Origin of the sequence: Burkholderia sp. Bp9090, from assembly GCF_003857985.1 — a bacterium.
Classification (GTDB): Bacteria; Pseudomonadota; Gammaproteobacteria; order Burkholderiales; family Burkholderiaceae; genus Burkholderia.
The window spans coordinates 1-17,132 of the sequence record NZ_QTPV01000034.1; the positions used below are offsets into that span (position 1 = coordinate 1).

The 17,132-nt window shown below is 69.3% G+C and carries 12 protein-coding genes; 7 read left to right on the top strand and 5 right to left on the bottom strand.

Features of this window, described 5'->3' with window-relative positions:
• Positions 1 to 423 precede the first annotated feature (423 nt).
• Positions 424 to 4,356 carry a trifunctional transcriptional regulator/proline dehydrogenase/L-glutamate gamma-semialdehyde dehydrogenase gene (putA, locus tag DIE16_RS25725; protein ID WP_044849064.1) on the top strand — a complete coding sequence of 1,311 codons (3,933 nt, stop codon included), beginning with the start codon at positions 424 to 426 and terminating at the stop codon, positions 4,354 to 4,356.
• An 84-nt stretch (positions 4,357 to 4,440) separates the two neighbouring features.
• Positions 4,441 to 5,580 (top strand): branched-chain amino acid ABC transporter substrate-binding protein, encoded by a 1,140-nt coding sequence (locus DIE16_RS25730; RefSeq protein ID WP_124486827.1) that lies wholly within the window; start codon positions 4,441 to 4,443, stop codon positions 5,578 to 5,580.
• A 105-nt stretch (positions 5,581 to 5,685) separates the two neighbouring features.
• Here the strand turns inward: DIE16_RS25730 and DIE16_RS25735 are convergent, their stop codons facing one another.
• Both DIE16_RS25735 and DIE16_RS25740 read right to left on the bottom strand, forming a co-directional pair.
• A complete protein-coding gene (locus DIE16_RS25735) occupies positions 5,686 to 7,200 on the bottom strand; it encodes a class I adenylate-forming enzyme family protein (protein WP_124893684.1) in 1,515 nt (504 codons plus the stop codon).
• Between the two features lie 33 nt (positions 7,201 to 7,233).
• Positions 7,234 to 8,886, bottom strand: a complete 1,653-nt coding sequence (locus DIE16_RS25740) for an acyl-CoA dehydrogenase family protein (RefSeq protein ID WP_124893661.1) — start codon at positions 8,884 to 8,886, stop codon at positions 7,234 to 7,236.
• Positions 8,887 to 8,959: 73 nt separating this feature from the next.
• Between DIE16_RS25740 and DIE16_RS25745 the strand changes: the two genes are divergently transcribed.
• The 4 genes from DIE16_RS25745 (at position 8,960) to DIE16_RS25760 (ending at position 13,355) form a co-directional block, all read left to right on the top strand.
• Positions 8,960 to 9,628: a TetR/AcrR family transcriptional regulator gene (locus tag DIE16_RS25745; protein ID WP_124893662.1), complete on the top strand. Its 669-nt coding sequence runs from the start codon at positions 8,960 to 8,962 to the stop codon at positions 9,626 to 9,628.
• A 226-nt stretch (positions 9,629 to 9,854) separates the two neighbouring features.
• Entirely contained in the window at positions 9,855 to 11,003 is a 1,149-nt protein-coding gene (locus DIE16_RS25750) for a pyridoxal phosphate-dependent aminotransferase (protein WP_124893663.1), read from the top strand.
• Between the two features lie 119 nt (positions 11,004 to 11,122).
• Entirely contained in the window at positions 11,123 to 11,911 is a 789-nt protein-coding gene (locus DIE16_RS25755) for an ABC transporter substrate-binding protein (RefSeq protein ID WP_124571364.1), read from the top strand.
• A 13-nt stretch (positions 11,912 to 11,924) separates the two neighbouring features.
• Positions 11,925 to 13,355 (top strand): FAD-binding oxidoreductase, encoded by a 1,431-nt coding sequence (locus DIE16_RS25760; protein WP_124893664.1) that lies wholly within the window; start codon positions 11,925 to 11,927, stop codon positions 13,353 to 13,355.
• Between the two features lie 24 nt (positions 13,356 to 13,379).
• Here the strand turns inward: DIE16_RS25760 and DIE16_RS25765 are convergent, their stop codons facing one another.
• From DIE16_RS25765 to DIE16_RS37270, 3 genes are all read right to left on the bottom strand, one after another.
• Positions 13,380 to 13,952: a PadR family transcriptional regulator gene (locus DIE16_RS25765; RefSeq protein ID WP_124520454.1), complete on the bottom strand. Its 573-nt coding sequence runs from the start codon at positions 13,950 to 13,952 to the stop codon at positions 13,380 to 13,382.
• A 68-nt stretch (positions 13,953 to 14,020) separates the two neighbouring features.
• On the bottom strand, positions 14,021 to 14,452 hold the full coding sequence (gene cadR, locus DIE16_RS25770) for a Cd(II)/Pb(II)-responsive transcriptional regulator (RefSeq protein ID WP_014895515.1): 432 nt from the start codon (positions 14,450 to 14,452) through the stop codon (positions 14,021 to 14,023).
• Between the two features lie 45 nt (positions 14,453 to 14,497).
• Positions 14,498 to 14,920, bottom strand: coding sequence for a hypothetical protein (locus DIE16_RS37270; RefSeq protein WP_260434450.1), 423 nt, complete (start codon positions 14,918 to 14,920; stop codon positions 14,498 to 14,500).
• A gap of 105 nt (positions 14,921 to 15,025) precedes the next feature.
• On the opposite strand from DIE16_RS37270, the gene DIE16_RS25775 reads away from it, so the two are divergent.
• Positions 15,026 to 17,131 carry a heavy metal translocating P-type ATPase gene (locus DIE16_RS25775; RefSeq protein ID WP_260434451.1) on the top strand — a complete coding sequence of 702 codons (2,106 nt, stop codon included), beginning with the start codon at positions 15,026 to 15,028 and terminating at the stop codon, positions 17,129 to 17,131.
• Position 17,132 lies beyond the last annotated feature (1 nt).

Here is a 17,132-nt window from a genome sequence, read left to right on the forward strand (position 1 = left end):
ACACATCCGCCCATTCGTCTAGCCGTCGAGGCTCAACCCCTCAAACGCTCCAACCCGCCAACCCGCCAACCCGCCAACCCGCCAACCCCGCCGCCCGCACCGAGCGGCATGCGATCCCCGCCGGGCGCGTTCCATACCTGCCTGCGGTACCCGCCGACCCGGCCAGTGCAACCCGTCTTTCCCCTCCGCCGCGTACACCGAAGGTTGCCCACGCGCACCAACTCGCCCTCGATCAGGGAAAACACCGATCCGCCGACCACGGGCAACCCCTAGGTTGCGACCTTATAAGTGGCTGATTATATTGAGTAACTTGGAGGTGCAACCAATCTCTTAATTCGGTTGCACCTTTTTATTGCGTGCCGTAGGATTTCGCGCATCCTCTCACACCACATTGCCGGGCTCGCACCGGCGCACGAACCCACCATGGCAAGCACGACTCTTGGCGTCAAAGTCGACGACCTTCTCCGCTCGCGCCTGAAAGACGCGGCAGCGCGTCTCGAGCGCACTCCCCACTGGCTGATCAAGCAGGCGATCTTCGCGTACCTCGAGCGGATCGAGCACGGCCAGCTGCCGCCCGAACTGTCGGGCAGCAGCGGCGTGACGGAGCTCGCCGACGGCCAGACGCCGGACGGTGACGACGACAACTCGCCGCATCCGTTCCTCGAGTTCGCCCAGAACGTGCAGCCGCAATCGGTGCTGCGCGCGGCGATCACGGCCGCGTATCGCCGCCCCGAACCGGAATGCGTGCCGTTCCTGCTCGGCCAGGCGCGCCTGCCGGCGAACCTGCAGGCCGACGTGCAGACGCTCGCGACGCAGCTCGTCGAGGCGCTGCGCGAGAAGAGCTCGGGCGGCGGCGTCGAAGGGCTGATCCACGAGTTTTCGCTGTCGAGCCAGGAAGGCGTCGCGCTGATGTGTCTGGCCGAAGCGCTGTTGCGGATCCCCGATCGCGCGACCCGCGATGCGCTGATTCGCGACAAGATCAGCAAGGGCGACTGGCGTTCGCACGTCGGCCACGCGCCGTCGCTGTTCGTGAACGCGGCGACCTGGGGGCTGATGATCACCGGCAAGCTCGTGACGACCAACAGCGAGGCGGGCCTCTCGTCGGCGCTCACGCGCCTGATCGGCCGCGGCGGCGAGCCGCTGATCCGCAAGGGCGTGGACATGGCGATGCGCCTGATGGGCGAGCAGTTCGTCACCGGCGAGACGATTTCCGAGGCGCTGGCCAACAGCCGCAAGTACGAAGCGCGCGGCTTCCGCTACTCGTACGACATGCTCGGCGAAGCGGCGACGACGGAAGAGGACGCGCAGCGCTACTACGCGTCGTACGAACAGGCGATCCACGCGATCGGCAAGGCGGCCGGCGGCCGCGGCATCTACGAAGGCCCGGGCATCTCGATCAAGCTGTCGGCGCTGCACGCGCGTTACTCGCGCTCGCAGCAGGACCGCACGATGAGCGAGCTGCTGCCGCGCGTGCGTGCGCTCGCGCTGCTCGCGCGCCGCTACGACATCGGCCTGAACATCGACGCGGAAGAAGCCGACCGTCTCGAGCTGTCGCTCGACCTGCTGGAAGCGCTGTGCTTCGATCCGGAACTCGCGGGCTGGAACGGCATCGGCTTCGTCGTGCAGGGTTACCAGAAGCGTTGCCCGTTCGTGATCGACTACCTGATCGACCTCGCGCGCCGCAGCCGTCACCGCCTGATGATCCGCCTCGTCAAGGGTGCGTACTGGGACACCGAAATCAAGCGCGCGCAGGTCGACGGCCTCGAAGGCTATCCGGTCTACACGCGCAAGATCTATACGGACGTGTCGTATCTCGCGTGCGCGAAGAAACTGCTCGCGGCACCCGACGCCGTCTACCCGCAGTTCGCGACGCACAACGCATACACGCTGGCCGCGATCTATCACCTGGCCGGCCAGAACTACTACCCGGGCCAGTACGAATTCCAGTGCCTGCACGGGATGGGCGAACCGCTGTACGAGGAAGTCACGGGCCGCGACAAGCTGAACCGTCCGTGCCGCGTGTACGCGCCGGTCGGCACGCACGAAACGCTGCTCGCGTACCTGGTGCGCCGCCTGCTGGAAAACGGCGCGAACACGTCGTTCGTGAACCGCATCGCGGATAAAACCGTGTCGGTGAAGGAACTGGTCGCCGATCCGGTCGACGAGGCGTCGAAGGTCGTGCCGCTCGGCGCGCCGCACGCGAAGATTCCGCTGCCGCGCCACCTGTATGGCGACGAGCGTCCCAACTCGATGGGCCTCGACCTGTCGAACGAACACCGTCTCGCGTCGCTGTCGTCCGCGCTGCTCGCGAGCGCGCATCATCCGTGGCGCGCGGCGCCGATGCTCGCCGACGACGCGCTCGCCGACGCCCCGGCGCGCGACGTGCGCAACCCGGCCGACCAGCGCGACATCGTCGGCACGGTCAGCGAGGCGACGGCCGAACACGTGAGCGCGGCGCTCGCGCACGCAGTCGCCGCCGCACCGATCTGGCAGGCGACGCCGGTCGATGCGCGTGCCGACTGCCTGGTGCGCGCGGCCGACCTGCTCGAAGCGCAGATGCACACGCTGATGGGCCTGATCGTGCGCGAAGCCGGCAAGTCGCTGCCGAACGCGATCGCCGAAATCCGCGAAGCGGTCGACTTCCTGCGCTATTACGCGGCGCAGATCCGCGATGAATTCTCGAACGACACGCACCGTCCGCTCGGCCCCGTGGTCTGCATCAGCCCGTGGAATTTCCCGCTCGCGATCTTCATGGGGCAGGTCGCCGCCGCGCTCGCGGCCGGCAACACGGTGCTCGCGAAGCCGGCCGAGCAGACGCCGCTGATCGCGGCCCAGGCCGTGCGCCTGCTGCGCGAGGCCGGCGTGCCGGCCGGCGCGGTGCAGCTGCTGCCGGGCACCGGCGAGACCGTCGGTGCGGCGCTGGTCGCCGATCCGCGCACGCGCGCGGTGATGTTCACCGGCTCGACCGAAGTCGCGCGCCTGATCAACAAGACGCTGTCCGCGCGCCTCGACCCGGACGGCAAGCCGATTCCGCTGATCGCGGAAACGGGCGGCCAGAACGCGATGATCGTCGATTCGTCGGCGCTCGCGGAGCAGGTCGTCGCGGACGTGATGCAGTCGTCGTTCGACTCGGCCGGTCAACGGTGTTCGGCGCTGCGCGTTCTGTGTCTGCAGGACGATGTCGCGGACCGCACGCTGACGATGCTCAAGGGCGCGATGCACGAGCTGGCGCTCGGCAACCCGGACCGCTTGTCGACCGACGTCGGCCCGGTGATCGACGCCGAAGCGAAGCAGACGATCGACACGCACGTCGCGACGATGAAGGACAAGGGCCACACCGTCACGCAGCTGCCGTCGCCGGAAGCCTGCGCGCACGGCACGTTCGTGCCGCCGACGCTGATCGAGATCGGCAGCATCGACGAGCTGAAGCGCGAAGTGTTCGGCCCCGTGCTGCACGTCGTGCGCTATCGCCGCAGCCAGCTCGACAAGCTGCTCGAGCAGATCCGCGCGACGGGTTACGGCCTGACGCTCGGCATCCACACGCGGATCGACGAGACGATCGCGCACGTGATCTCGAACGCGCACGTCGGCAACATCTACGTGAACCGCAACGTGATCGGCGCGGTGGTCGGCGTGCAGCCGTTCGGCGGCGAAGGGCTGTCGGGCACGGGTCCGAAGGCCGGCGGCGCGCTGTACCTGCAGCGCCTGCTCGCGACGCGTCCGTCGGGCCTGCCGCGTTCGCTCGCGCAGACGCTGATCGCGGACGGCGCGGTCGATGGCGAACAGCGCAGCAACCCGGCGACGGCGCTGACCGCGCTGCGCGACTGGCTGATCGAGCAGCGCGAACCGGCGCTGGCCGCACGCTGCGACGGCTACCTGGCGCAGGTGCCGGCCGGTGCGACCGCGGTGCTGACCGGCCCGACCGGCGAGCGAAACACGTATACACTCGGCCCGCGCGGCACGGTGCTGTGTGTCGCGGCAACGCCGAGCGGTGCGCGCGCGCAGTTCGCGGCGGTGCTGGCGACCGGCAACCGCGCACTGTTCGCCGGTGCCGCGGGCGAGGCGCTGGTGGCCGCGTTGCCGGCTGCGCTGAAGGCGCATGCGGCCGTGCGCAAGCAGGCCGACGCGCCGTTCGACGCGGTGCTATTCGAAGGCGACAGCGACGAGCTGCAGACGCTCGTGAAGGACGTCGCGCAGCGGCCGGGCCCGATCGTGTCGGTGCAGGGCGTGTCGGCGGGCGCGTTCGAGAACGGCGACGCGGAAGACTACGCGCTCGAGCGCCTGCTGACCGAGCGCTCGGTGAGCGTGAATACGGCCGCGGCGGGCGGCAATGCGAATTTGATGACGATCGGCTGACCATCCTTGCCGTTCGGATCAATCAAAGGAAGCGGCAAGGCGATCCCGAAGCCGCTCCATTTACCCTGGTACCAAGGAGAAGCTATGCAACACACGATGAAAAAGCTGGCAGGCGCGACGTTCGTCGCCGTCATGTCGCTGGCGGGGACGGCCCATGCGGATGACGTGAAGATCGGTTACGCAGGGCCGATGACGGGCGCCCAGGCTCACTACGGCAAGGATATGCAGAACGGGATCGCGCTCGCGCTGGAAGACTTCAACGCGACCAGCCCGAAGATCGGCGGCAAGCCGGTGAAGTTCGTGCTCGAGACGCAGGACGACCAGGCTGACCCGCGCACCGGCACGACGGTCGCGCAGAAGCTCGTCGACGACGGCATCAAGGGCATGCTCGGCCACTTCAACTCGGGCACGACGATTCCCGCTTCGCGCATCTACGCGAACGCCGGCATTCCGCAAATCGCGATGGCGACGGCGCCGGAATACACGCAGCAGGGTTACAAGACGACCTTCCGCATGATGACGTCCGATACGCAGCAGGGCTCGGTGGCGGGCACCTTCGCGTCGAAGGATCTCGGCATGAAGAAGATCGCGATCGTCGACGACCGCACGGCCTACGGCCAGGGTCTCGCCGACCAGTTCGAGAAGGCCGCGAAGGCCGGCGGCGCGACGATCGTCGACCGCGAATTCACGAACGACAAGGCGGTCGACTTCAAGGCGATCCTGACCAAGCTGAAGGCCGCGAAGCCGGACCTCGTCTACTACGGCGGCGCGGATTCGCAGGCAGCGCCGATGGTCAAGCAGATGAAGACGCTCGGCATCACCGCACCGCTGATGAGCGGCGAAATGGTGAAGACGCCGACGTTCCTGAAGATCGCGGGCAACGCGGCCGACGGCACGATCGCATCGCTGGCAGGCCTGCCGCTGGAAGAAATGCCGGGCGGCAAGACCTACGCCGACAAGTACAAGAAGCGCTTCGGCGAAGAAGTGCAGACGTACTCGCCGTACGCGTACGACGGCGCGATGGCGATGCTCAACGCGATGAAGAAGGCCGATTCGACCGATCCGGCGAAGTACCTGCCGGTGCTCGCGAAGACCGACATGGCCGGCGTCACGTCGTCGCACGTCGCGTACGACGCGAAGGGCGACCTGAAGAACGGCGGCATCACGATGTACAAGGTCGAGAAGGGCGAGTGGAAGCCGCTGAAGAGCATCGGCGGCAAGTAAGCATGGCGTGAGCGCGGGCGGGGGCGTCGCAATGCCCCGTCCCGCATCGCGTGCGAAAAAGCCATCGGGCCGTCGGGTCCGGTGGCTTTTTCTTTGGCTTCGGCGTTACTCGCGCTCGCGCCGCGTGCGCAGCAGGAACTTCTGCAGCTTGCCGGTCGGCGTGCGCGGCAGCGTTTCCGCGAACACGAATTCGCGCGGGATCTTGTACGCGGCGAGCCGCTCGCCGCAGAACGCGCGCAGCGCATCCGCATCGGGCGCGGCGCTCGCGCGCAGCACGACGTGCGCGACGACCGTCTCGCCCCATTCCGGATGCGGGACGCCGACGACGGCCGCTTCCGCGATGTCCGGATGCGCGTCGAGCACGTCCTCCACTTCTTTCGAATAGACGTTCTCGCCACCCGTCACGATCATGTCCTTCAGCCGGTCGACGATGAACAGGTAGCCATCCTGATCGATCCGCGCGATGTCGCCGGTGCGATACCAGCCGTCCGGCGCGAACGCGGCGCGCGTCGCGGCCGGGTCGTCGAGATAGCCGAGCATCATGCTGTCGGCCTTCAGCCAGATCTCGCCGGTGTCGCCCGGCAGCGCGTCGGCGCCATTGCTCCGCACGACCCGCAGGTCGACGCCGGGGCCGCCCTGGCGACCGATCGAGCCGGCCTTCGCGATCTGTTCGTCCGGATACAGCGTGGTGCCGGCCGGGCCCGTTTCCGTCATTCCGTACACCTGGAAGAACGCGTTGCTGCGATACGCATGCGCGAGCCGTTCGGCCTGCGCGGCGCCGATCGGGCCGCCGCCGTACAGCCATGCGCGCACGCTCGACAGGTCGAACGCCGCGAAGCGCTCGATCGTGTCGAGCGGCAGCGTATACGACACCGGCGCGCCGAAATACAGCGTCACGCGTTCGCGCTCGACGGCCTGCAGGAAGCGCAGCGGATGGTATTCGCGCAGCAGCACGACGGTGCCGCCTGCGTACAGCGTGCCGCCGAACCAGTTGTTCAGCGGCGACGAATGCCAGATCGGCATCGCCATCAGCGTGCGTTCGTTACGGCCGATGCCGGTCGCGAGCGCCGCCTGCATCGCTGCGAGCGTCACGGCGCGATGGCTGTGCACGCAGCCTTTCGGGCGGCCGGTCGTGCCGGACGTGTAGAGGATCTGCGCGACGTCGCCGTCGGCCGGCTCGATGCCCGCGACGCCGTCCATCGCCGCGCGCATCGCGTCGAAGTTCGGCGTGCCGGCGGCGTCGCCTTCGGTGACGAGCCGCCGCACCGGATGGATCACGCGCGCCAGCACCGGCGCGAGCGCCGCGTCGAACAGGAGCACCTTGCTGCCGCTGTGCTCGAGCACGTAGTCGACTTCCGGCGCCTGCAGCTTGTGGTTGATCGGCACGAACGCGGCGCCGAGCCGCCACGCGCCGAACATCAGGTCGACGAACGCGGGCGTGTTCAGGCACATCGCGGCGACGCGGTCGCCGGCCGCGACGCCGAGTGCGCTCAGCACGGCCGCCGCGCGATGCGAACGCTCGCGCGCGGCGGCGTACGTGATCGCCGTGTCGTCGTGGATCAGGAACGGCTTGTCGGGCGTCGCACGGGCGGCGCGGTCGAGGGCGGCGACGAGGTTCATCATGGCTCCACGCGAGGAGGACGAGCGGGCGCGTCAGGCCGGGTACGCGCGCTGCAGCAGCGCGCCGACGTCGAGCGCGTGCGGGTCGAAGCCGCCCGCGATGCGGCCCCAGTCGGGCGCGGCGAGCCGGGTGGCGACGAATGCGTCGGCGACGAACGCGGGCGCGTCGCGCCGCAGCAGGCACGCCTGCGCGACCAGTGCGAGCCGTTGCGCGAACACTCGCGCCGACGCCTCGAGCGTGTCGGCCGGCGCCGCGAGCATCGCGCGCAGCGTATCGAGCGCCGCGCGGATGCGCGGTTCGCCGGCGCCGAGGTCGGCCAGTTCGGCGAGCAGCGCCGCGGCCGCGTCGGGCTCGCGCGACACCGCGCGCAGCACGTCGAGGCACATCACGTTGCCGGAGCCTTCCCAGATCGAGTTGACCGGCGCTTCGCGGAACAGGCGCGCGATCGGGCCGTCGTCGACGTAGCCGTTGCCGCCGAACACCTCCATCACCTCGCCGGTCAGCTCGACCGCGCGCTTGCAGACCCAGAATTTCGCGGCGGGCGTGACGATCCGCTTCCACGCACGTTCGCGCGGCGCGTCGTCGCGCTCGAACGCGTCGGCGAGGCGCATCGCGAGCACGAGCGCGGCCTCGCTTTCGAGCGCGAGGTCGGCGAGCACGGTGCGCATCAGCGGCTGCTCGGCGAGCGCGCGGCCGAACGCGTGGCGCCGGCGCGTGTACGCGATCGCCTGCACGACGCCCTGGCGCAGCATCGCCGCGCTGCCGAGCACGCAGTTCAGCCGCGTGTAGGTGGCCATCTCGATGATGGTCGGAATGCCGCGGCCTTCGTCGCCGAGCATGATCCCCCATGCGTCGTTCAGCTCGATTTCGCTGCTCGAATTGCTGCGGTTGCCGATCTTGTTCTTCAGCCGCTGGATCTCGACCGCGTTCTTCGTGCCGTCGGGCCGCCAGCGCGGCACGTAGAAGCATGACGGGCTGCCTGCTTCGGTGCGCGCGACGACCAGGTGCGCGTCGCACATCGGCGCGGAGAAGAACCACTTGTGGCCGCGCAGCCGGTATTCGCCGCCGCGCCCGCCCGCGCCGACCGGGGTCGCCAGCGTCGTGTTCGCGCGCACGTCGGAGCCGCCCTGTTTCTCCGTCATCCCCATGCCGAACCAGATCGAGCGCTTGTCGGCGACCGGCACGTCGCGCGGATCGTAGTCGTCGCCGTACAGCCTGTCGCGCAGCAGGCCCCAGAGCGCCGGCTCCTTCTGCAGCACCGGAATCGCGGCCTGCGTCATCGTCGCCGGGCACAGCGTGCCGGCCTCGATCTGGCCGTGCAGGTAGAAGCCGGCCGCGGTCGCGGCCCAGCGGCCGGGGCGCGTGTCGCGGAACGCGAGCGACACGAAGCCTTCGTTGCGGTACATGCCGAGCAGCGTGTGCCAGGCCGGATGGAAGTCGACTCGGTCGATGCGCCGGCCGCGCCGGTCGAACGCGTTCAGTTCCGGCGCGTGGCGGTTCGCTTCGTCGGCGAGCTGTGCGGTGTCGGCGCTGCCGAGCCGCGCGCCGTACGCGTCGAGCCGCGGCACGGCCCAGTCGGCGCCCGCGCGGGCGAGTGCGTCGCGCAGCGCGACGTCGGTGGCGAAGAGGTTATAGTCGACCAGTTCGTCGAACTGGTTCGTGACGTCTCGGGTCGATTCGGTCATCGGGCTGTCTCCGGTCGCGTGCGTCGCGGTCTGCCGGTCAAACGCGTTTCCGCTGAATTTCAGATTAGCAAATATGCCGCCGCGACATGTTCAGGTTCCGGCGCCGCCCGGCCAGCCGGCGGCGCAACCCGCGCCCGCGCTGCGTCGCCGGCCGCGCCAGTCGCGCGCGCAGGCCACGTCCGACGCGCTCCAGCAGGCCTTCGTTCAGCTTTTGCTCGAGCGCGGCTACGCGAAGGCGACGATTCGCGAGATCGCGGCCGTCGCGGGCGTGAGCGTCGGCACCTTCTACGAATACTTCGGCGACAAGCAGAGCCTCGCCGCGCTGTGCATCCACCGGCGCGTGCTGGCGCTGGCCGACCGGCTGCGCGATGCGGCGCACGGGTTGCGCGGCGCGCCGCGCGCCGAGCTCGCGGCCGCGCTCGCCGACCTGCAGGTCGACGCGATCGGCGCCGACGCCGCGCTGTGGAGCGCGTTCTTCGCGCTGGAGCGGCAGGTGTCGCCGCTCGCCGCGTATCGGCGCCATTACGACGCCTATGTCGCGCTGTGGCGCGACGCGCTCGCGCAGGCCGCCGATCCACCGCCGGCCGCGCGGCTCGACGGGATCGCCCGGATGGCGCATGCGGTCTGCTACGGCGGCGTCTCCCAGGCGCTGCTCACGCTCGGGCCGGCACTGGACCTCGAGGCGTTGCGCGGCGAGTTGCACGCCGTGCTGAGCGCCTACCTGGCGGCCGCGGGCGCGTGACGCGCGGCGTGGCCGCGCGCGTCCAGGGAAATGCCCGATTCGCATGCATTGCCGGTCACTCGGCCTTGGCGTCGAGCCAAGCGTATGGCCGCTCATGAGAAAAACGCATGGCCGCCATGACGAACTTTCGGTTGTCCGCCGATATTGGCTCGGGCTAAATCATCCCCGATGAGACCGGCCGCGCGCATCGCACGAGCCGGCCCGAAGGACATCAGAAGGAGAACTCATGCGAAGCGCCACCAGGCCCCGTTCGAAACTGCCGGACGTCGGGACGACGATCTTCACGGTGATCGGCCAGCTTGCCGCACAGCACGATGCGCTGAACCTGTCGCAGGGCGCGCCGAATTTCGCGCCGGATCCGGCGCTCGTCGACGGCGTCGCGCGCGCGATGCGCGACGGCCACAACCAGTACGCGCCGATGGCCGGCCTCGCGTCGTTGCGCGAACGGCTCGCGGAGAAGACCGAGGCGCTGTACGGCACGCGCTACGACCCGGGCACCGAGATCACGGTGATCGCGAGCGCGAGCGAGGGGCTCTACGCGGCGATCAGCGCGCTCGTGCATCCGGGCGACGAAGTGATCTATTTCGAGCCGTCGTTCGACAGCTATGCGCCGATCGTGCGGATGCAGGGCGCGACGCCGGTCGCGATCAAGCTGTCGCCCGAACATTTCCGCGTGAACTGGGACGAAGTGGCCGCCGCGATCACGCCGCGCACGCGGATGATCGTCGTCAATACGCCGCACAACCCGACCGCGACCGTGTTCTCCGCCGACGATCTCGAACGGCTCGCGCAGCTCACGCGCGATACCGGCATCGTGGTGCTGTCGGACGAGGTCTACGAGCATGTCGTGTTCGACGGTGCGCAGCACCAGAGCGTCGCGCGTCACCGCGAGCTGGCCGAGCGCAGCGTGATCGTGTCGTCGTTCGGCAAGTCGTTCAACGTGACGGGCTGGCGGGTCGGGCATTGCGTCGCGCCGGCCGAACTGATGGACGAGATCCGCAAGGTGCACCAGTTCATGGTGTTTTCGGCCGATACGCCGATGCAGGTCGCGTTCGCGGAGATCCTCGCGCGGCCGGAAAGCTATCTCGGCCTGTCGGCGTTCTACCAGGCCAAGCGCGACCTGCTGGCGCGCGAGCTGGCCGGGTCGCGCTTCGAGCTGCTGCCGAGCGAAGGCTCGTTCTTCATGCTCGCGCGGTTCCGCCACTTCTCGGACGAGCGCGACAGCGACTTCGTGCTGCGCCTGATCCGCGATGCGCGCGTCGCGACGATTCCGCTGTCGGCGTTCTACACCGACGGCACCGACGCGGGTGTGATCCGCCTCAGTTTCTCGAAGGACGACGCGACGCTGATCGAGGGCGCGCGGCGGTTGCGTTAGCTGTAATCGCGGGCGCGGCCCGCACCCAAGCAGGCGACGTGTACGTCGCACCGAAAGTCACGGACGGGACCGGCGCACGTGCCGAAGCGCGGCGCCGACCGGCCAGCCAGGAGATCACGATGAAGCATGCACACACCCTCAAACTCGCGCTCGCATTCGCGTGCGCGCTCGGCTCCGGCGCGGCATCGGCCGACGGGCAAACGCTGCGTTTCGGCCTCGAGGCGCAATATCCGCCGTTCGAGTCGAAGGCGCCGAACGGCGACCTGCAGGGCTTCGACATCGACGTCGGCAATGCCGTCTGCCAGACCGCGAAGCTGTCGTGCAAGTGGGTCGAGACGTCGTTCGACGGGCTCATTCCCGCGCTGCAGGGCCGCAAGTTCGACGCGATCAACTCGGCGATGAACGCGACCGAGCAGCGGCGCCAGGCGATCGACTTCACGACGATCATCTACCGCGTGCCGACGCAGCTGATCGCGCGCACCGGCAGCGGCCTGCTGCCGACGCCGGAAGCGCTGAAGGGCAAGCGCGTCGGCGTGCTCCAGGCGTCGATCCAGGAAACCTACGCGAAGGCGCACTGGGAGCCGGCCGGCGTGTCGATCGTCGCGTACCAGGACCAGAACCAGGTGTATGCCGACCTCGTGTCGGGCCGCCTCGACGCGACGCTGGTGCTCGCGCCGGCCGGCCAGCGCGGCTTCCTGTCGCGCCCGGACGGCAAGGGCTTCGCGTTCGTCGGCCAGCCGGTGCGCGACGACCGGATTCTCGGCAGCGGGATCGCGTTCGGCCTGCGCAAGGGCGACGACGCGCTGAAGGGGAAGCTCGATGCGGCGATCGACAAGCTGAAGGCGGACGGCACGGTGAAGTCGCTCGGCCAGAAGTACTTCGGCGACATCGACATCTCCACCAAGTAAGCGGACCCGCACGATGCAGAGCCTGGAAACGGCCGCCGCGCGTGGCGGCCACGATGTAGCCGCGCCGGCGGACGACGCGCTCGAGGCGGCGCTCGTCGCCGCGCTGGGTGACACGCTGGTCACGCGGGCGGCCGAGATCGATCCGCGCTACTTCACCGCGTACAACGAGCCGGCCGGCGTGCGGCCGCGTGCGCTGGTGCGGCCGCGCAGCGTCGACGACGTGTCGCGCACGCTCGCGCTGTGCACGCGGCTCGGGCAGCCGGTCGTGCCGCAGGGCGGCCTCACCGGGCTCGCGCGCGGCGCGGTCGCGCTGGGCGGCGAGATCGTGCTGTCGATGGAGCGTTTCGCGGGCGTCGAGTCGATCGACGCGGCGGCGGGCACGATGACGGTGCGCGCCGGGACGCCGCTGCAGACGGTGCAGGAGGCAGCGGACGCGGCGGGCTTCACGTTCGGCGTCGATCTCGGCGCACGCGGTTCGTGCCAGATCGGCGGCATGCTCGCGACCAACGCGGGCGGCACGCGCGCGATCCGCTACGGCATGATGCGCGAGCAGGTGCTCGGCCTGGAAGCCGTGCTCGCCGACGGCACCGTCGTGTCGTCGATGAACCGGATGCTGAAGAACAACGCGGGCTACGACCTGAAGCAGCTGTTCATCGGCAGCGAAGGCACGCTCGGCATCGTCACGCGTGCCGTGCTGCGGCTGCATCCGAAGCTGGCCGCGCCGGCCACCGCGCTCTGTCGCGTGCACGGCTACGATGCCGTGGTCGGGTTGTGGAACCGTCTGCGCGCACTGCCCGAGCTCGTCAGTTTCGAAGCGATGTGGCCGGCCTTCTACGACTACGTGGCGCGTCATACGCCCGGCGTCGTCGCGCCGTTCGCGGGCGACGGCGGCTTCGCGGTGCTGATCGAGTGCGCGACGAGCGCACCGGGCGGCGATGCGTGCGCGGCGCTGGAAAACGGCCTGGCGGATGCGATCGACGCGGGGCTCGTGGACGATGCGGCGCTGGCGACGTCGGAGCGGCAGGCGCGCGACTTGTGGACCCTGCGCGAAGGCCTCGCAATCGATGCGCTGCCGCATCTGGTGAACTTCGACGTGAGCCTGCCGACGGGCGAACTCGGCCTGTTCGCCGAGCGCTGCGAAGCGGCGTTGCGCGCGGCCTGGCCCGACATCGTGTGCCTGTGCTTCGGCCACGTCGGCGACGGCAACGTGCATGTCGGCGTATCGCTCGACGGCATGGGCGACGCCAACGCCGATGCGATCGATCGCTGCGTCTACACGGTCGTCCGGGACATGGGCGGCTCGGTGTCGGCGGAGCACGGCATCGGCATGCTCAAGCGCGCCTATCTCGCGCACACGCGCAGCGAAGCCGAAATCGGCCTGATGCGGCGCCTGAAGGCCGCGCTCGATCCCGTCGGCGTGCTCAACCCCGGCAAGGTGCTTTGAGCGGCGCGCGCCGATGGCTGCGCGTCAGCCGTCGACCCAGCGCAGCGCGCCGATCTTCACGTGTTCGACGACGCTGCGCGCCCAGTCGAGCTCCGCGTTCAGCAGCATGAGCGCATGCTCGTTGTGCAGCAGGAACAGGCGCGGAACCTGGTCGTTCTGCGCGGCGTTGCGCAGCGACTCGAGACGTTCGCGTTCGGCTTCGAGCGCTGCGATGCGGCGCTCGAGTTGCCGGCGTGCATCGTCGGCATCGAGCAGCGGCAGGAACGCGAGGCCGGCGCCGAATGCCGGAAACTCGCGCGCGGGCTCCGCGAGCAGCGCATGCAGCCATGCCTGTCCGGCCGTATGTCCGGCTTCGGTCAGCGTGTACAGCGTGCGCTCGGGAAACGCGCCGTCGCGCTCGGTGTCGTGCACGGCGATCAACCCGTCGCGCAGCAGCCGGTCGATCGTCTGGTACAGGCTCGTGCGCTGCCGCACGTTGACGACTTCGTCGTAGCCGCGCGCCTTCAACTGCTGCAGCATTCCGTATGGATGCATCGGCGTTTCAGTGAGCGTCGCGAGGACCGCGAGTGCGAGCGGAGACGGGCGGCTTGTTGACATGAATAGTTATGTTGTGTCTAGTAAGAATATAACTAGTATCAACTAGACCATCATATTCGACAAGGGTTTCAGCCGAGGTGCGAGCGCTTTGCGGCCGGCGCGACGGTTTCCATCGTCGCGAGACCGTGCACGATTCCACAGTCCTCGACCGAATGTTCGCCGACACACTGGCGGCGCAATTCGGTGAGCTGGTCGCGCAGATGCGTCAGTTCCGCGAGGCGCGCATCGACGTGGCCGATGTGTTCGTCGAGCAGCGCGTTGATCGAATCGCATGGGTCGGCGGGCGTGTCGGTGAGCTGCAGCAGCGCGCGGATTTCGTCGTGCGCCATGTCGAGCGCGCGGCAGTTGCGGATGAAGCGCAGCCGCTCGACGTGCACGTCGGTGTAGTTGCGGTAGTTCGAATCGGTGCGCTCCGCATCCGGCATCAACCCCTCCTTCTCGTAGAAGCGGATCGTCTCGGGCGTGCAGCGGGCCGCCTTGGCGAGTTCGCCGATCTTCATGGCTTTCTCCTTTGCAAGGGTTGACCTTGTAGTGGCTTCAGGGTGTTAACTGTACTCCGTCAAGCCATAGAGGAGGTTGTCATGACCGACGCGCAGCGTACCCACGACCCACGACACCGTCATGCCGGCGGCGCCGAGACCTGCTGCGCCGATGCGCGCGACCCGCAGGCGGCGACCGTTGGCGACGCGGCGTCGGCGGCCGGCGAGCACGCGCACGCGCACGGCGACGCGGCGGCGCGCGACGGGCAGTCGCGTGGATGCGGCCACGACCATGACCCCGATCAGGCATCGGCGCACCTCGCCGGGCACGACCACGGTGACCGTGCCGGCCACGCGCACGGCGACGGGCACGGCGCGGCGTGCTCGCACGACCATGCGGCACACGGCCATGCCACGCATGACCATGCTGATCACGATCACGATCACGACCACGACCACGACCACGACCACGACCACGACCACGACCACGCGGCCGGCGCCTGCTGCGCGCCGGCCGCGCTGACGCTCGCACCGCTGCCGGCCGCGCGCGCGACCGCGTCGGGTCATGTGCGCTCCGCGTTCCGGATCATGCAGATGGACTGCCCGACCGAGGAAACGCTGATCCGCAAGAAGCTCGGCGGGATGCAGCAGGTGTCGGCGCTCGAATTCAACCTGATGCAGCGGATGCTGACCGTCGACCACGTGGCCGGTGCGCAGCATGCGATCGAAAGCGCGATCCGTACGCTCGGGATGACCCCGGAGGCCGCGTCGGCCGACGCGCCGGCAACGCCGGTCGCGCCGCCGCCCGCGAAGCCGTGGTGGCCGCTCGCGGTCGCCGGCGTCGCCGCGATCGCGTCCGAGGCCGTGAGCTGGGCCGGCCTGCCGGTGTGGCTGTCGGCGGTGCTGGCGCTCGCGGCCGTGCTCACGTGCGGGCTGACCACCTACAAGAAAGGATGGATCGCGATTCGTAACGGCAACCTGAACATCAACGCGCTGATGAGCATCGCGGTGACGGGCGCGATGGCGATCGGCCAGTGGCCGGAAGCCGCGATGGTGATGGTGCTGTTCACGATCGCCGAGCTGATCGAGGCGAAGTCGCTCGATCGCGCGCGCAATGCGATCCAGGGCCTGATGCAGCTCGCACCGGACACCGCGACCGTGCAGGACATCGACGGCACGTGGCGCACGATCGAGGCCGCGCGGGTCGCGCTCGGCGCGATCGTGCGCGTGAAGCCGGGCGAGCGGATCGGGCTGGACGGCGAAGTGGTCGCGGGCCGCTCGACGGTAAACCAGGCGCCGATCACCGGCGAGAGCCTGCCGGTCGACAAGACGGCAGGCGATGCGGTGTACGCAGGCACGATCAACGAAGCGGGTTCGTTCGACTATCGCGTGACGGCGGTTGCCGCGAACTCGACGCTCGCGCGGATCATCCACGCGGTCGAGGAAGCGCAGGGCGCGAAGGCGCCGACGCAGCGCTTCGTCGACCGGTTCGCACGCGTCTATACGCCGATCGTGTTCGCGGTCGCGCTGCTGGTCGCGGTGGCGCCGCCGCTCGTCATGGGCGGCGCGTGGCACGACTGGATCTACCGCGCGCTGGTGCTGCTCGTCATCGCGTGCCCGTGCGCGCTGGTGATCTCGACGCCGGTGACGATCGTGTCGGGGCTCGCGGCCGCGGCGCGGCGCGGGATTCTCGTGAAGGGCGGCGTGTATCTGGAAGAAGGCCGCAAGCTCGCGTGGCTCGCGCTCGACAAGACCGGCACGATCACGCACGGCAAGCCGGTGCAGACCGATTTCGACCTGCATGCGACGGACGTCGACGCGGCGCGCGTGCGTCATCTCGGCGCGAGCCTCGCGGCGCGCTCCGATCATCCGGTGTCGCAGGCGATCGCCGCGGCGGCGCGCGACGCGCAGACGGCAGCGTTCTCAGATGTTGAGGAATTCGAAGCAATCGTCGGGCGTGGCGTGCGCGGCACGATCGACGGCGCGCGCTACTGGCTCGGCAACCACCGGCTCGTCGAGGAGCTCGAACGCTGCTCGCCGGCGCTGGAGGCGAAGCTCGACGCACTCGAGCGGCAGGGCAAGAGCGTCGTGATGCTGGTCGACGACACGCGCGTGCTCGGCATCTTCGCGGTGGCCGACACGATCAAGGACACCAGCCGCGCGGCGATCGCCGACCTGCACGCGCTCGGCATCCGCACCGCGATGCTGACCGGCGATAACCCGCACACCGCGCAGGCAATCGCGCAGCAGGCCGGCATCGACGATGCGCGCGGCAACCAGTTGCCCGAGGACAAGCTCGCGGCGGTCGAGGAATTGTCGGCGGGCGGCGCGGGCGCGGTCGGGATGGTCGGCGACGGGATCAACGACGCACCGGCGCTCGCGCGCGCCGACATCGGCTTCGCGATGGGCGCGATGGGCACCGACACGGCGATCGAGACGGCCGACGTCGCGCTGATGGACGACGACCTGCGAAAGATTCCCGCGTTCGTGCGGCTGTCGCGCGCGACGCACCGCGTGCTGGTGCAGAACATCGGCTTCGCGCTCGGCGTGAAGATCGTGTTCCTCGGCCTGACGGTCGCCGGGCTCGGCACGATGTGGATGGCCGTGTTCGCCGATGCGGGTGCGAGCCTGATCGTCGTCGGCAACGGCTTGCGGCTGCTGTCGAAGACGGGCGTGTTCGACAGCGCGCGGACGCAGTGAC

Bases quoted from the DNA above. Each gene is read 5' to 3' on its own strand.
- putA (WP_044849064.1), top strand. From the start codon at position 424: ATGGCAAGCACGACTCTTGGCGTCAAAGTCGACGACCTTCTCCGCTCG.
- DIE16_RS25730 (WP_124486827.1), top strand. From the start codon at position 4,441: ATGCAACACACGATGAAAAAGCTGGCAGGCGCGACGTTCGTCGCCGTC.
- DIE16_RS25735 (WP_124893684.1), bottom strand. From the start codon at position 7,200: ATGAACCTCGTCGCCGCCCTCGACCGCGCCGCCCGTGCGACGCCCGAC.
- DIE16_RS25740 (WP_124893661.1), bottom strand. From the start codon at position 8,886: ATGACCGAATCGACCCGAGACGTCACGAACCAGTTCGACGAACTGGTC.
- DIE16_RS25745 (WP_124893662.1), top strand. From the start codon at position 8,960: ATGCCGCCGCGACATGTTCAGGTTCCGGCGCCGCCCGGCCAGCCGGCG.
- DIE16_RS25750 (WP_124893663.1), top strand. From the start codon at position 9,855: ATGCGAAGCGCCACCAGGCCCCGTTCGAAACTGCCGGACGTCGGGACG.
- DIE16_RS25755 (WP_124571364.1), top strand. From the start codon at position 11,123: ATGAAGCATGCACACACCCTCAAACTCGCGCTCGCATTCGCGTGCGCG.
- DIE16_RS25760 (WP_124893664.1), top strand. From the start codon at position 11,925: ATGCAGAGCCTGGAAACGGCCGCCGCGCGTGGCGGCCACGATGTAGCC.
- DIE16_RS25765 (WP_124520454.1), bottom strand. From the start codon at position 13,952: ATGTCAACAAGCCGCCCGTCTCCGCTCGCACTCGCGGTCCTCGCGACG.
- cadR (WP_014895515.1), bottom strand. From the start codon at position 14,452: ATGAAGATCGGCGAACTCGCCAAGGCGGCCCGCTGCACGCCCGAGACG.
- DIE16_RS25775 (WP_260434451.1), top strand. From the start codon at position 15,026: ATGGACTGCCCGACCGAGGAAACGCTGATCCGCAAGAAGCTCGGCGGG.